11 protein-coding genes are annotated in these 15,273 nt (G+C 71.2%); all 11 read left to right on the forward strand.

Annotated elements, in window-relative coordinates; all coding sequences use genetic code 11:
- Nucleotides 1-130: 130 nt before the first annotated feature.
- The 11 genes from NYO98_RS02385 to rplQ all read left to right on the forward strand — a co-directional run bounded on the left by NYO98_RS02385 (nt 131) and on the right by rplQ (nt 15,214).
- Nucleotides 131-6,409, forward strand: coding sequence for an Ig-like domain-containing protein (locus tag NYO98_RS02385; RefSeq protein WP_268109916.1), 6,279 nt, complete (start codon nt 131-133; stop codon nt 6,407-6,409).
- Nucleotides 6,410-6,463: 54 nt separating this feature from the next.
- Nucleotides 6,464-7,435, forward strand: coding sequence for an AAA family ATPase (locus NYO98_RS02390; protein WP_268109917.1), 972 nt, complete (start codon nt 6,464-6,466; stop codon nt 7,433-7,435).
- Nucleotides 7,436-7,443: 8 nt separating this feature from the next.
- Nucleotides 7,444-8,625 (forward strand): DUF58 domain-containing protein, encoded by a 1,182-nt coding sequence (locus NYO98_RS02395; RefSeq protein WP_268109918.1) that lies wholly within the window; start codon nt 7,444-7,446, stop codon nt 8,623-8,625.
- Complete coding sequence (locus NYO98_RS02400; protein ID WP_268109919.1) at nt 8,622-11,093, forward strand: DUF3488 and transglutaminase-like domain-containing protein; 2,472 nt, start codon at nt 8,622-8,624, stop codon at nt 11,091-11,093. Before NYO98_RS02395 ends, NYO98_RS02400 begins: the two co-directional genes overlap by 4 nt.
- A gap of 203 nt (nt 11,094-11,296) precedes the next feature.
- On the forward strand, nt 11,297-11,518 hold the full coding sequence (gene infA, locus NYO98_RS02405; RefSeq protein ID WP_056599768.1) for a translation initiation factor IF-1: 222 nt from the start codon (nt 11,297-11,299) through the stop codon (nt 11,516-11,518).
- A 32-nt stretch (nt 11,519-11,550) separates the two neighbouring features.
- Nucleotides 11,551-11,664 (forward strand): 50S ribosomal protein L36, encoded by a 114-nt coding sequence (rpmJ, locus tag NYO98_RS02410; protein ID WP_004008316.1) that lies wholly within the window; start codon nt 11,551-11,553, stop codon nt 11,662-11,664.
- A gap of 230 nt (nt 11,665-11,894) precedes the next feature.
- The gene (gene rpsM, locus NYO98_RS02415) at nt 11,895-12,269 is read left to right on the forward strand and encodes a 30S ribosomal protein S13 (protein ID WP_056599771.1); all 375 of its coding nucleotides are present in this window, start codon (nt 11,895-11,897) and stop codon (nt 12,267-12,269) included.
- A gap of 61 nt (nt 12,270-12,330) precedes the next feature.
- A complete protein-coding gene (gene rpsK, locus NYO98_RS02420; protein ID WP_056906616.1) occupies nt 12,331-12,726 on the forward strand; it encodes a 30S ribosomal protein S11 in 396 nt (131 codons plus the stop codon).
- A 28-nt stretch (nt 12,727-12,754) separates the two neighbouring features.
- Nucleotides 12,755-13,363, forward strand: coding sequence for a 30S ribosomal protein S4 (gene rpsD, locus NYO98_RS02425; RefSeq protein ID WP_201938281.1), 609 nt, complete (start codon nt 12,755-12,757; stop codon nt 13,361-13,363).
- 113 nt (nt 13,364-13,476) lie between these two features.
- Nucleotides 13,477-14,493 carry a DNA-directed RNA polymerase subunit alpha gene (locus NYO98_RS02430; protein WP_179619758.1) on the forward strand — a complete coding sequence of 339 codons (1,017 nt, stop codon included), beginning with the start codon at nt 13,477-13,479 and terminating at the stop codon, nt 14,491-14,493.
- A 115-nt stretch (nt 14,494-14,608) separates the two neighbouring features.
- Nucleotides 14,609-15,214, forward strand: a complete 606-nt coding sequence (gene rplQ / locus NYO98_RS02435; protein WP_268109923.1) for a 50S ribosomal protein L17 — start codon at nt 14,609-14,611, stop codon at nt 15,212-15,214.
- The last annotated feature ends 59 nt before the right edge of the window (nt 15,215-15,273 follow it).

The raw sequence follows: 15,273 nt of genomic DNA on the forward strand, positions 1-15,273 counted from the left end.
CCATCACGCCAGTCCGGCGCACACGGTCACGATTTGTCCGAAACTTGTCCCAACCTCCGCGACATACATACGCTCCTCCTCGGGTGACTGCGGCGGGCGTACGTCATCCGTGGGGCCAAGGGGGACTGGCGTGGCACGTGTGACTGCTCTGCGTCGACACCGGGCAGGCATCGCCTCCGGCGTCGCGCTGGCGGTCGCGGCGACCGCGGTCGTCGTCTACGCCGTGTCCGCCGAGGGATACAAGACCCACGAGGCCGAGCTCAACGACGGCGGCGTCTGGGTGGTCAACGGCAAGAAGGGCTGGTCCGGCCGGCTCAACAAGCCGATCAACCAGCTCGACGGCGTGGTGCCCAACGGCACCGGTAAGGCCCGCCTCGACGTGGTCCAGGACGGCGCCGCCGTGGTGACCCTCGACGCCGGCACGAGCCGGGGCCAGGTGATCGAGACCAGCCGTCTCGAGGCCCAGGACGGTGGCTCCGCCGCGATCCCGGTGACCGGTGACGTGGACATGGCCGGTGGGTCCCTCGCGACCGCGGACGCCGAGACCGGCGAGGTCTGGGCCGTGCGGTACGACGACGAGCTCGGCAAGCCGGTGGTGAGCGCCGTCGACCGCCAGGCCGAGCCCCTCGCCGAGGCCGGCGAGGGCGCGGCGCTCACCGTGAGCCAGTCGGGCACCGTCGTGGTGACCTCCACCGAGGAGGGCACGGTCACCACCCTCGCGCCGACCGACGCGGGTTTCCGCGAGCCGCGCACCCGCGACCTGTCGGGGGACGCCGGTCAGGTGTCCGACGTGACCACCGTCGGCGACCGCATCGTCACCCTCGACGCCGACGCCGGCGTCCTGAGCGTCGTCGGCGGCGCCACCGTGTCGGTGACGCCGGGCAGCCGTCTCCAGCAGCCGGGCCCCGCCGACGACGCCGTGCTGGTCGGGGCGCCCGACGGGCTGCTGAGCGTGGACCTGGGGTCCGGCGACGTCACCACCGTGTCCGGCAGGTCCGGCACCTCCGCCGTCGAGCCGGTCCGTCTGGGCCCGTGCGTCTACGGCGCCTGGTCCGGCGGGCTCGGCGCGGTCGCCGTGCAGTGCGGCTCCCAGGAGGTCATGGAGGACGACCTCGGGGGCAACGCCACCAACCTCGCCTTCCGGGTCAACCGCGGCGAGATCGTCCTCAACGACGCCAGCAGCGGCACCGTCTGGGACGTGCAGCAGGACAAGCCGGTCCGCATCGACAACTGGGAAGCCTTCACGTCGAAGAAGAAGAACAAGGACGACGACGAGGAGAACGAGAACCAGAGCGACGCCGACCGTCGTCCGCCCCGGGCGAAGCCCGACTCGTACGGCGTCCGCGCCGGGCGCACGACCGTGCTCCACCCGCTCGACAACGACTCGGCCCCCGACGGTCGCCTGCTGAGCATCGTCGACGTGGACCAGCCGTCCGGCGGGGCGCGCGTCGAGATCAGCCCCGACGGCCAGACGCTGGTCCTGGCGATGCCCGAGGACGGCAGGCCCGCCCGGTTCGACTACTTCATCGACGACGGGCGCAACGGCCTGTCGGCCAACGCTGCCATCGACGTCGAGGTGCGCGGCTCCCAGCAGAACGAGCCCCCGACCACCCGCGAGGGGTGGAAGAAGCCGACCTACAAGGTGCCGCACGGCGGGGAGCTCGCCGTCCCGGTGCTGGGGGACTGGCGCGACGACCGCGACGGCGACACGCTGATCCTCGAGTCGGCGACGGCCGTCGGCGGTGGCGAGACGGGTGCGGCCGCACGCACCACGGCGGACGGCCGGATCCGCTTCACCGCCCCGTCCGGTCCCGCCGAGGGCCCCCAGCTCGTGCGCGTGGAGTTCGCCGTCACCGACGGGCGCTCCGCCGCGGTCACCAGGTCGATGGGCTTCCAGGTCCAGGCGCCCCAGGACCAGAAGTCCTACGCGCCGCAGGCCGAGCCCGACGTCGTACGCGGTGAGGTCGGCAAGCCGATCAAGATCCGCCCGCTGCTCAACGACCTGCCCGGCTCCGACCCCAACGCGCCCGACGCCGAGCTGTCGCTGGGCGGCAAGGTGCCGCAGCAGCCCGGCGCCAAGGTGGTCACCGACCTCGACGCCGGGCAGCTGACCTTCACCGGCGAGCGGGCCGGCACCTACTTCCTCAGCTACGACGCGGCCTTCGGCAACGCACCCCTGGACCAGGGCACCGTCCGCGTCGACGTCAAGGCGAGGCCCAAGCGCGCCGCCGATCCGATCGCGATGCCCGACACGCTCACCGTCTACGGGCAGGCTCCCGGGATCGTCGACGTGCTGGCCAACGACCTGGACCCGGCGGGCGGCCTGCTGGTCGTGCAGCGCGCCGCCGGCGACCGCACGAACCAGCTCGACGTGGCGATCGTCGACGGGCGGTGGCTGCGCATCTCCGCGACCGGCCCCGACCTCGCCCCCGCCACGCAGACCGTCTCCTACACGATCAGCAACGGCACCAGCTCCGCCGTCCGGGGGGAGGTGGTGGTCACCCAGCGCCCGGCACCGGCGGACAACACCCCCATCACGGTCTCCGACAGGGTCGTGGTGCGGGCCGGCGGGTCGGTCGCGGCCCCGGTGCTCGACAACGACGTGTCCCCGGCCGGCGACCGCCTCACGCTGCTCAACGACCTGTCGAGCACCGACACCCCGGGCCAGCTCGCGGTGGTCGCGCCCATCGACGTCACCGGCGACGTCGGCAAGGCCTTCGTCTCCGGACGCGTCGTGCGCTACGTCGCGCCCGAGGAGGTGGAGGAGCGCGACACCTACTCGGTCACGTACGTCGCGCAGAACCTCGAGGGCAAGCGCGCGGACGGCACCCTCAAGGTGACCGTGGTGCCCGCCGACGACCCCAACGACGCTCCCGAGCCGCCGACACTCGAGGGCCGCGTGGTCTCGGGGGACACCGTGAAGGTCCGGATGCCCTCGGTGGGCGTCGACCGCAACGGCGACCCCGTCACGGTCACGGGCATCACGTCCGCCCCGCGGCTCGGCCGGATCGAGGCCGTGGGTGGCAACTTCCTCGAGTACCAGGCCTACCCGCGCACGGTGGGCACCGACGAGTTCACCTACTCGGTCGTCGACTCCCAGGGCGCGTTCGCGACCGGCACCGTCCGGGTGGCCGTCGTCGAGCCGGGCCAGCCCCAGCCGCCGCTCGCGGTCGAGGACCGGCTCACCGTCGAGCCGGGACGGACTGCGACGTTCGACCCGCTCGCCAACGACTTCATCGCCGCCGGCGACTCGGTGGAGGTCGAGATCCTCGACGGCCCGGACGGCGCCCGCCTCGACCCCGACACCAACCTGGTGACGGTGCCGGCGCCCGGCTCCGCCGGAGCCCCGCCGACCGTGCTGGTCTACCGGGTCACCAACGGCATCGACGAGTCGCGCGCGACGATGACGCTGACCACGGCCGAGGACTACGACAACCCCCCGATCGTCTACGACGCCTTCGGCCGGGCCGACGACAGCGGGAGCGTGGTCGTCGACGTCCTCGAGGGCGCCTACGACCCGGACGGCGCCGCCGAGGACCTCGAGGTCGTCGACGTGACCGGTGACCCGTCCGCCCGCGTGGTCGAGGCGTCGCAGGTCCGGGCCGATCGCGGGGAGGCGCCCAAGGTGCTGCCCTTCCAGGTCCGCGACGCCGACGGTGCGACCGCCGCCGCGTCGGTCTACATCCCGCCCACGGGCGACGGCCTGCCCTACGTCCTGCCCGGGTCGCTCATCGAGCTGGACTCGGGCGGCAGCATGAGCGGCAAGGTCTCCGACTACATCGCCGCCCCCGACGGCGGCAAGGTGCGCCTCGCGTCCGGACGCCGGTCGTGGTCCGCCTCACCCACCGACCTCACGGTCGGTCCCGACGGTGACAACGGGTTCACGCTGTCGGCTCCCGCCGGCTTCCGGGGCCCGGGCTCGGTGCTCGTGGAGGTCACGACCGCGACCGACGCCAGCGGCAACGAGGACGCCACGACGACCGAGGACGGCGTGACCGCCATCTTGTCGATCCCGGTGGTGGTCGGCGACGACGTCCCGTCGCTCGAGTGCCCCTCGACCGTCATCCCGATGTCGTCCGGCCAGCGCTACGACCTCGACATCGCGACGTACTGCAAGGTCTTCACCGTCGACCCCCGAGACGCCGCCGACCTCGACTTCACCGCCGAGTGGAGCCAGGCCGTCGACGGCGTCGAGGTCAGCAGTCCCGCGGGCTCCGTCGTGACGGTCACGGCCTCCGACGACGTCACCGAGGGCGGCGAGGCCGTGCTGACGGTGCGCGCCGGCGAGAGCAACGCGCAGGTGGTGCGGTTCCGGCTGGACAAGGCCCCGCCGCCGCGCCTCAACCCGATCCGCGTCGAGACGATGGAGGCCGGGCAGAGCCGGACCTACGACCTCGCCTCCTACCTCGAGGCAGGCGTCGCCAACCCGGACACCACCATCGTGCAGGTGCAGAACACCGGGACGCCCGGGGTGAGGGCCAGCGTGGACGGGAGTCGCCTCACCCTGACGGCCGAGCGCGACACGCGCGGCGCCGAGGCCAGCTTCCGTCTGGTCGTCAGCGACGTGTCCGACGACGACCCACCGCCCTCGCGGACGGCCGAGGGCAGGATCCAGTTCCGCGTGATCGGCACGCCGTCGCCGCCCGGTGAGCCGCGGCCCTACCCCCTGTCCGACGAGGTCGGCACCATCAAGATGGGCTGGGCGCCCCCGGACGACGACGGCGGGGCACCGCTCCTCTACTACGTGGTGCGCGAGGAGAAGACCCGCACCACGCAGCGGTGCGACACCAACGAGTGCGTCTTCCGCAGGCTCAAGACCGGCGGCAACTACAGCTTCCGCGTGCAGGCGTTCAACCGCGTGGGCGGCAGCGACTGGAGCGCGCTCTCCCGGTCGGCCCGCGCCGACACGCAGCCGGGTCGGGTCCAGGACATCCGGATGGCCGGTCGCGACGACGGCCAGATCACGATCGCGTGGGACAAGCCGTCCACCAACACCTCCCGGATCCTCGACTACACGATCAGCTGGCCCGGTGGCCCGTCCGGCGTCAGCGTCCCCGGGACCACCACGACCTACACCGCCGCCGGGCTGGACAACAACCAGCAGTACGCCTTCACGGTCAAGGCCCGGAACGCCGTCGGCTACTCGCTCCCGCGCGAGTCCGGGCCGATGCAGCCCCTCGGCACGCCGCCGGCGCCGGCGGCCCCCACCGTCACCGACCTGGAGTCCGGGGCCACCCAGACGAACATCAGGATCGCGTGGCAGGCGGTGTCGCCCGAGGGCCCGGGGCCGACGGTCTACACCGTCAGCTACGACAACGGCGTGTCCTCGGGCGCGGTCCCCGGCTGCCAGCGGCTCGCGTCGCTGACGTGCACCCACGCGGGCGTGTCCTACGACGGGCTCACCTACACCTACTCCGTCGTCGCGGCCAACCAGCCCGGTGACCAGCCGGGCAAGCGGTCGCAGCCGAGTGTCGGCACGTCGATCGAGGCCGTCGGCCGGCCGGCGCAGTGGGGGTCGTTCGAGCTGGTCGCCACGGGAAACAGCCAAGAGGCACAGGTGCGCTACACCGTCCCGGACTCCCGAGGCTCGGTGAGCAAGGTGGAGATCCTGGTCGGCGGATCGGTGGTCAAGACATTCGGTCAGCAGACCGGGACCAACGTGACCCGCTTCCAGACTCCTGGAAACGAGCAGCCCTACCAGGTGCAACTGCGCGTGTGCAACGAGAAGGCTCCGGCTGGGTGCACGGCGAGCGGAGTGCAGAACGCGCAGACCTACGGCCGCCTCGACGGCATGCTCAACGACATCGCGGCCCCGGCCATCAGCGGCAAGACTGTTACCTGGACCGTCACAGGCTCCAGCAACGGCGACCCCGCCGAACTCGTCTACCGCATCAACGGAGGTGGCGAGCAAGTCCGCACGCTCGCCGGAGTCGGAGCATTCAGTGAGTCGATCCCTGTGACTACCGAGGACTTCGCGCAGGACGTCCGGCTCCAGGTGTGGCTGCGCGACTCCTCGCCGGGTGGGCGCGGCGAAGACTACGCCGAGTCGTCCGCTCGCAGTGACGTGCCGGAGCCCGGAGTCAGCGCGCGCAAGGGCCAGTTCTGCACCGACGGTGACGCCGATCCGAGCAACAACTGTGCGAAGGGCAACGACCCGCCATGCGACGTAGCGAGCTGCGGGTTCGTCGAGGTCACGGTCTCCGGCTTCTACGAGCCGGTCAGGTGCGGTGTCAACAACGACCAGTTCCCCAACAGGTTTGGCAGCGAGATCGACTTCGGGCCCACCTTCAGCGGTTCCGCAACGCAGATGTCGCCGTGGTACTACCCGTCGGGCAACATCACGGTGCGGTGCGTCGGACGGGGCGTCTTCGGAAAGGCTTCGGCCACCACCTTCTCCTGGCCTCCGTGACTTCATGGACGCCCAGGCACTCTCGCATCCGTTTCACTCCACGAAGGAGCACCGTTGACCATCTCCCACGAACAGGCCGAGTGGTTCAAGTCGACCTTCGACCAGCTCACCGACAACATGGAGAAGGCGGTGCTCGGCAAGCGCCACGTCGTCCGGCTCGCGCTGACCTGCCTGCTCTCGGAGGGCCACATCCTCCTCGAGGACTTCCCCGGCACCGGCAAGACGATGCTGGCCCGGGCGCTGGCCAACACCGTGCAGGGCAGCCACGCCCGCATCCAGTTCACGCCCGACCTGCTGCCCTCGGACGTCACCGGTGTCACCGTCTACGACCAGCACAAGGGCACGTTCGAGTTCCACCCCGGCCCGATCTTCCACACCATCGTGCTGGCCGACGAGATCAACCGCGCCTCGCCCAAGACGCAGTCGGCGCTGCTCGAGGTGATGGAGGAGGGGCAGGTCACCGTGGACGGCGTCGCCCACCCCGTCGGCAGGCCGTTCCTCGTGATCGCCACCCAGAACCCCATCGAGCAGGCCGGCACCTACCGGCTGCCGGAGGCCCAGCTCGACCGCTTCCTCATGAAGACCTCGGTCGGCTACCCCGACCGCCAGGCCACGGTCGAGCTGCTCAACAACGCGGCGGTCCGGGACCGGGCAGCCCTCGTCACCCCCGTGATCACCGCCGCCACGATCGCGCAGATGAGCGGCCTGGCCGACGAGGTCTACGTGGACCCGGCCGTGGTCGGCTACGTCGCGGAGCTGGCCGAGGAGTCGCGCCGGCAGCCGCACGTCAAGCTCGGGCTGTCGGCCCGCGGCTGCCTGGCGTTCGTCCGGGTCGCCAAGACGTGGGCCGCCGCCGACGGGCGCGACCACGTCGTGCCCGACGACATCAAGGACCTCGCCGAGCCGGTGCTGTCGCACCGCATGCTGCTCGACGCCGAGGCGCAGTTCAGCGGCGTCGACGTCCAGACGGTCATCTCGCGCCTGCTCGACGCCGTCGCCCCGCCGACCGACCGCGTGGGGGCCTGACGCCGACCATGCGACAGCGGTTGAACGACGCGCTCGAGGTCATCAAGCCGATCGGCTGGCTGGTCCTCGGCCTCGGCCTGGGTGCGCTCCTGGTCGCGGTGGTCGCGCAGTGGCGCGAGCTGGCGGTGCTGGGCACGGGCTGCCTGGTGCTGATGGTGCTCGCGCTGCCGTTCCTGCTCGGCCGGACCTCCGTGTCGGTCGACCTGCGGCTCCAGCCCGAGCGGGTGGCGGCCGGGGAGTCCGTCGCCGCCGGCGTGCTGGTGGTCAACCGCGCGTCGTCACGCCTGGTCCCGACGACGCTCGAGGTGCCGGTCGGGTCGGCCGTGCACCGCTACGGCATCAGCTCGCTCGCCCCCGGCGCGTCCCACGAGGAGTCGTTCACCATCCGCACCGAGCGACGCGGGGTCATCGCCGTCGGACCGGCGATGACCCGCCGCGGGGACCCGGTGGGCATCTTCTCCCGCGACGTGGTCTGGACGCCGGTGCGCGAGGTGCTGGTGCGCCCCCACCTGGTGCCCATGGAGTCCCTCGGCGCCGGGCTGCTGCGCGACCTCGAGGGCGTCTCCACCGACGCCGTCAGCCAGAGCGACCTGGCCTTCCACGCCCTGCGGGAGTACGTCCCCGGTGACGACCTGCGCCACATCCACTGGCGCTCGTCGGCGAAGGTGATGGCCTCGACCGGGGAGTCGGCCCTGCTCGTGCGCGAGTACCTCGACACCCGCCGCAGCCACGCCACCATCGTCGTCGACGACCGGCTCGGCTCGTGGGCGGACCCGGAGGACTTCGAGACGGCGATGGCGGTCGCGGCGTCGATCGCCGTGCGAGCGGTGCTCGACGAGTTCGACGTGTCCTTCGTGTGCGGCACCCACGCGTCGTCGGGCTCCGACGGCCACCTCGCGCTCGACGCGGTCTGCCGTGCCGACTTCGGCGACCGCGGCCTCGTGGACTCCGGTCGGCAGGCCAGCATGCTGGCCCCCGACACCAGCCTCGCGTTCTTCATCGGCGGCAGCGAGTCGCCGTTCACCGACCTGCTGCGCTCCTCCGCGGCCTTCCCGCCCGAGGTGCGCCGCTTCGGCATCGTGGTCGACCCTCACGGCAACAGCCGAGTCACCGAGACCGGCGGCCTGCCCGTCCTCCACCTGGCCGCCAAGGAGGACCTCGGCGGCCTCCTCCGCTGGAGCGTCCGATGAGCACATCGGCGACCGGCACCCGCACCCGCGTACGCCGCCACGCGCTGCTGCCCGACCGCCACTCGTGGGTCGACATCGGCTTCACGCTGGCGCTGTCGGCGGTGGCGCTCACGGCGTTCGGCTCCTCGTTCACCGGGTCCGCGTACCTCGCGGTCGGGCTGCTCGGCACGGTGATCGCGGTCCTGGTGACCCACCTGACCCGCGCCGCCGGCTGGCCGGTGATCTCCGCCGTGGTCATCTGCCTCGTCCTGTTCTTCCTGCTCGGCGGCCCCCTGTGCTTGCGCTCGCTCGGTGACACCTACACGCTCCCCGGCTCCGGGACCCTCGCCCGGGTCGCGGACCAGGCGGTCTTCGGCTGGAAGGACCTGCTCACCACGCTGCCGCCGGTCGACGGTGACGGCCCGCTGCTGGTCCTGCCCTGGCTGTCCGGCATGGTCGCCGGGCTGGTCGGCAGCGTGCTGGCGCACGTCACGGTCCGCCGCGCGTGGCTCGCCGCCCTGCTCCCCGTGGCCGGGATGACCGTCGTCCTCTCCGGGGCGATCCTGCTCGGGGTCCGCCACCCGCAGTCCCTCGTCGTGCAGGGCACGGTCTTCACGGGCCTCGCGCTCGCCTGGCTGGCGATCCGGGCCCGCCGGGCCAGCGCGGCCGTGCACGGCGGCAGCACGTCGTACGCCCGCGTCGTGGGCGCCGTCGTCATGCTCGGCCTCGCTGCCCTCCTCGCCCAACCCGCGAGTGCGCTCCTCGTCGGCGACGACTCGCGGCGCGCGGTGGCCCGCAGCTGGGTCGAGCCGCCCTTCGACATCGGCCGCTACCCCTCGCCGCTGGCCGGCTTCCGCAAGTACGTCGACCTCAAGGGCCAGCCCAGCCCCGCGAACGTCTACGACAAGACCCTGCTCGACATCGAGGGCGTCCCGGCCGAGACCCGGGTCCGGTTCGCGACGATGGACCGCTACGACGGGATGGTCTGGGGCGCCACGGACGACGCGCTGCCCGGCCCCGCCGACGACTCGTTCCAGCGCGTGTCGTCGACCATCGACAACCCGGCCGAGGGGGAGGAGGTCGACGCGACGATCACCCTCGGCGAGGGGTGGAGCGGGGTGTGGCTGCCCACGGTCGGCGCCCTCCGGTCCCTGGACTTCGAGACCGGCGATGCCCGCGCCAAGGCCGAGGTGTTCCGCTACAACCTCGCCACCTCCACCGCCGTCGTCCCCACCGGGATGCAGCCGGGCGACCGCTACTCCTTCACGGCGGTCGAGCCCGACGACGCGCTGACCGAGGAGACCGTCGGGTCCGCCGACCTGACGCCGCTCCCGCCCGGGGCGGCGTTCGTCCAGGGGCCCACCGAGAAGTGGACCGAGGACGCCGGCACCGACCCGATGGACCGCGTGCTCGCCGCCGCGGAGCACCTCCGCTCGGAGGGCAAGTACTCCGACGGCGTCGGCCGCACCGAGCGGATCTACGTCGCCGGCCACAGCGCCTGGCGGCTGTCCGACGAGTTCGTCAACGCCCCCCAGATCGTCGGCAACGACGAGCAGTACGCCGCGACCATGGCGCTGGTCGCCAACGACATCGGCGTCCCGGCCCGCGTCGTGCTGGGCGCCGTCGTGCCCGAGGGCGGACGGGTCACCGGCAAGGACGTGTCGGCCTGGGTGGAGCTCCGTGCCGCCGACGGCACGTGGAAGACGCTGCCGACCGAGGCCTTCATGTCGGACACGCCCCCGGCCGACCAGGTGCCCGAGACCAACACCCCGATGTCCGGGACGGTCATCCCGCCGCCCAACCCGATCCCGCCGCCGTCGGACGCGGGGGAGCAGAGCGACGCCGACCTCAAGGAGCGCAAGGCCACCCGCAAGAAGAAGGCCGAGGAGGACGAGGACAGCATCATCCCGGGCCTGCCGTCGTGGGTCGGCCTCGTCGCGACCTACGTCGGCCTCCCGCTCCTCCTCGCCGCCTTGCTGCTGGCGGCCGTGGTCGGCCTCAAGGCGTGGCGCCGGCACCGCCGCCGCAGCGCTGCGTCGGCGTCCGCCCGCTTCGTGGGCGCCTGGCGCGAGCTCGTCGACCACGCGCGCGACCTCGGCCAGCCGGTGCCGCTGGGGCCGACCGTCACCCGGCGCGAGCAGTCGGCCGGCATCGTGTCCGGCCGGGCCGGCACGCTGGCGCGCCGCGCCGACAGCTTCGTCTTCGGCCCCAGCACGCCCGAGGTGGGCGCGGCCGCGACCTACTGGGAGTCGGTCGACGCCGAGCGGCGGGCCATGTCGCGGGAGGTGGGCCGCTGGCAGCGCTTCCGGGCCGCGACCAGCCTCCGCTCGCTGCGACGTACGACATCCGGGCGACCACGGGCCGTGGACCGGCAGCCCGCCGACGGCGACCCCACGTCCGTGCCGACCCCCGCGCCCGGGCGTGTCCGGGGAGTCGCGCGGCGGCTGCGCGACCTCGCTGATTGGCGTTCTCGACGCACGCCTGACTAAACTGGTGCGTCGGCCCAACGTGGGCTGTGTTTCGTGGCGCCTCGCGGCTGTCCGGAATCTCGTGTGATCGTCCCAGACGCTTGCGCGCGTGCCCGGGAAGAGGTTCCCCGGACCGCCTCACGAGGTCCACCGGCCACCTGCGCCGCAGGTGCCGGGCGGTTCCCGGGCCACGGTAGACAACGAGACAACAGATTGTGGAGGACATGCCGAAGAAAGAAGGCGTGATCGAGATCGAGGGCACCGTCGTGGAGGCCCTTCCCAACGCCATGTTCCGTGTGGAGCTGGCCAACGGGCACAAGGTGCTCGCGCACATCAGCGGCAAGATGCGACAGCACTACATCCGGATCCTCCCCGAGGACCGGGTCGTGGTGGAGCTCTCGCCGTACGACCTCACCCGGGGTCGGATCGTCTACCGCTACAAGTGACACGTCCAGCCGAGTAGCAAGGATTCGTTGACATGAAGGTCAACCCCAGCGTCAAGCCCATCTGTGACAAGTGCAAGGTCATCCGCCGTCACGGCCGGGTCATGGTCATCTGCGAGAACCCGCGCCACAAGCAGCGCCAGGGCTGAGCGATCTCGTCCGGCTTGCCGGACGAGCAGCGCGAGCCTCGCAGCCGCTTGCGGCAAGAGGGCTTGAACCCCAGCAGGACGACCGCAACACAGCACCACCCACAACGTGATCGCTAGGTCCGCCCAGGCGGACTGAAGTCACCTCCGGAGCACTGGCCGGAGCCCACCCGAGGCGGGATGGGACGCGACACGACCAGAAACCACTGCGAGAACAGACAAGGAACCGCCACATGGCACGCCTCGTTGGTGTCGACCTCCCGCGCGACAAGCGCATCGAGATCGCGCTCACCTACATCTACGGCATCGGCCGTACCCGCGCCCAGCAGCTCCTGGCCGCCACCGGCGTCGACCCGAACGCCCGGGTCCACACGCTCGGTGACGAGGAGCTGGTCAAGCTTCGCGACGAGATCGAAGCCAACTTCAAGATCGAGGGTGACCTCCGACGTGAGGTCCAGGCGGACATCCGCCGCAAGATCGAGATCGGCAGCTACCAGGGTCGCCGCCACCGCATGGGCCTCCCGGTCCGCGGTCAGCGCACCAAGACCAACGCGCGCACCCGCAAGGGCCCCAAGCGCACCGTCGCCGGCAAGAAGAAGGCGAAGTGATCGGCGCCCCGCGCTGATCCTCGTCATCGAAGCTTCCAGACCAGACCTCAGGAGTTAGTGAATGCCTCCCAAGAGCCGCGCGACCAAGGTCCGCCGCAAGGAGAAGAAGAACGTCGCCCAGGGCGAAGCCCACATCAAGAGCACGTTCAACAACACCATCGTCACGATCACCGACCCGACCGGTGCGGTGATCTCGTGGGCCTCTGCCGGCACCGTCGGCTTCAAGGGCTCGCGCAAGTCCACCCCCTTCGCCGCCCAGATGGCTGCCGAGGCCGCCGGCCGTCGCGCCATGGACCACGGCATGAAGAAGATCGACGTCTTCGTCAAGGGCCCGGGCTCGGGTCGTGAGACCGCCATCCGGTCGCTGGGTGCCATCGGCCTCGAGGTCGGCACCATCCAGGACGTCACGCCCACCCCGCACAACGGATGCCGGCCGCCCAAGCGCCGCCGCGTCTGACCCGAGACTGAGAAAGAGAGACTGACACATGGCCCGCTACACCGGTCCCATGACCCGCAAGTCGCGCCGTCTCGGTGTCGACCTCGTCGGCGGCGACGCTGCCTTCGAGAAGCGTCCCTACGCCCCCGGCCAGCACGGCCGCGGTCGTATCAAGGAGTCCGAGTACCTGCTGCAGCTCCGTGAGAAGCAGAAGGCCCGCTTCACCTACGGCGTGATGGAGAAGCAGTTCGTCCGCTACTACAAGGAGGCCAGCCGTCGCCAGGGCAAGACCGGCGACAACCTCCTGCAGCTCCTCGAGTGCCGCCTCGACAACGTGGTCTACCGCGCCGGCTTCGCCCGGACGCGCCGCCAGGCCCGCCAGCTCGTCGTGCACGGCCACTTCCTGGTCAACGGCAAGAAGGTCGACATCCCGTCCTTCCAGGTCACCGACCACGACATCATCGACGTGCGCGAGAAGTCGCTCGAGCTCACCCCGCTGATCGTGGCGCGTGAGACCCACGGCGAGCGCGTCACCCCCGCGTGGATGGAGGTCATCCCGTCGCGGATGCGCGTCCTCATCCACCAGGTCCCGGTCCGGGCGCAGATCGACGTCCCGGTCCAGGAGCAGCTGATCGTGGAGTACTACTCCAAGAAGTGACCTTGTCGGTGGCCGCCCGTCCTGCGGGCGGCCACCGATGCCCCTCTTCCACACCACTCCTCACCATGTTCGGATCCGTCAAATAGCGGGTGGATCCGGAAAGGAAAAACTCCGTGCTCATCGCTCAGCGCCCCACCCTCACGGAAGAGACCGTCGACGAGTTCCGCTCGCGGTTCGTCATCGAGCCCCTCGAGCCCGGCTTCGGCTACACGCTCGGCAACTCGCTTCGTCGTACGCTCCTCAGCTCGATCCCGGGTGCCTCGGTCACCAGCATCAAGGTCGACTCCGTCCTCCACGAGTTCTCGACGATCGAGGGCGTCACCGAGGACATGACCGAGATCATCCTCAACCTCAAGGGCATCGTCGTCTCCTCCGAGCACGACGAGCCGGTCGTGATGTACCTGCGCAAGTCCGGTGCCGGTGACGTCACCGCCGCCGACATCACCCCGCCCGCCGGCGTCGAGGTGCACAACCCCGACCTGAAGATCGCCACGCTGTCCGACAAGGGCAAGCTGGAGATGGAGCTGGTCGTCGAGCGCGGGCGCGGCTACGTCTCGTCCGTGCAGAACAAGGGTGCCGACAACGAGATCGGCCGCATGCCGGTCGACTCGATCTACAGCCCGGTGCTGAAGGTGACCTACAAGGTCGAGGCCACCCGTGTCGAGCAGCGCACCGACTTCGACAAGCTCGTCATCGACGTCGAGACCAAGCCGTCGATCCGTCCCCGCGACGCGATCGCCTCGGCCGGCAAGACCCTGGTCGAGCTCTTCGGCCTGGCCCGCGAGCTCAACGTCGAGGCCGAGGGCATCGACATCGGCCCGTCGCCCGTCGACGAGCAGCTCGCCGCCGACCTGGCCCTCCCGGTCGAGGACCTGCAGCTCACCGTCCGCAGCTACAACTGCCTCAAGCGCGAGGGCATCCACACCGTGGGCGAGCTCATCTCGCGCTCGGAGCAGGACCTGCTCGACATCCGCAACTTCGGTGCCAAGTCCATCGACGAGGTCAAGGCCAAGCTGGTCGAGATGGGCCTCTCGCTCAAGGACAGCGCGCCCGGCTTCGACCCGCACGCCGCCCTCGCCGCCTACGGCGACGACGACGACGACGCGTTCATCGAGGACGAGCAGCTCTGACCCCCCCGGCCCCCGCCACGGGGGACGTACCACCGAAACCGACCGGGCCCAGCCAACGACTGGGCCGGTCGTCTACCCGGGTACCTGACACGGCCCGAGAGAAGGAAGGCACCACATGCCCAAGCCCAAGAAGGGTCCCCGCCTCGGCGGCAGCCCGGCCCACCAGCGCCTGATGCTGTCGAACCTGGCCACCGCCCTGTTCGAGCACGGCCGGATCACCACCACCGAGACCCGCGCGCGCCTGCTGCGCCCGGTCGCGGAGAAGCTGATCACCAAGGCCAAGCGCGGCGACCTGCACAACCGTCGTGAGGTCCTCAAGACCATCCGCGACAAGTCGGTCGTGCACACGCTGTTCACCGAGATCGCGCCGACCTTCGCCGAGCGTCCCGGTGGGTACACCCGCATCACCAAGATCGGCCCCCGCAAGGGCGACAACGCCCCCATGGCGGTCATCGAGCTGGTGACCGAGGCCTACAGCCCGAAGGCGCCCTCGACCAAGAAGACCGAGGCCGCTGCCGCGCCGGCTGCTCCCGTCGAGGCCGAGCACACCGAGGTCGTCGAGACCGAGGACACCACCGCCGAGACCGCTGCCGCCGAGCACGAGGCCGCCGCTGCCGAGCACGAGGCCGCTGCCGCTGAGCACGAGGCTGCCGCTGCCGAGCACGAGGCGGCCGCCGAGGCCGCCGAGGCTGCCGAGGAGTCGGACGAGCCCAAGGCCTGATCCCGGGTCCGCCACGCAAGGCCCGTCACCCCACCGGGGTGGCGGGCCTTCGTGCGTCG

The organism is Nocardioides pini (genome assembly GCF_026712185.1).
In the GTDB taxonomy this organism is placed as follows: Bacteria; Actinomycetota; Actinomycetes; order Propionibacteriales; family Nocardioidaceae; genus Nocardioides; species Nocardioides pini.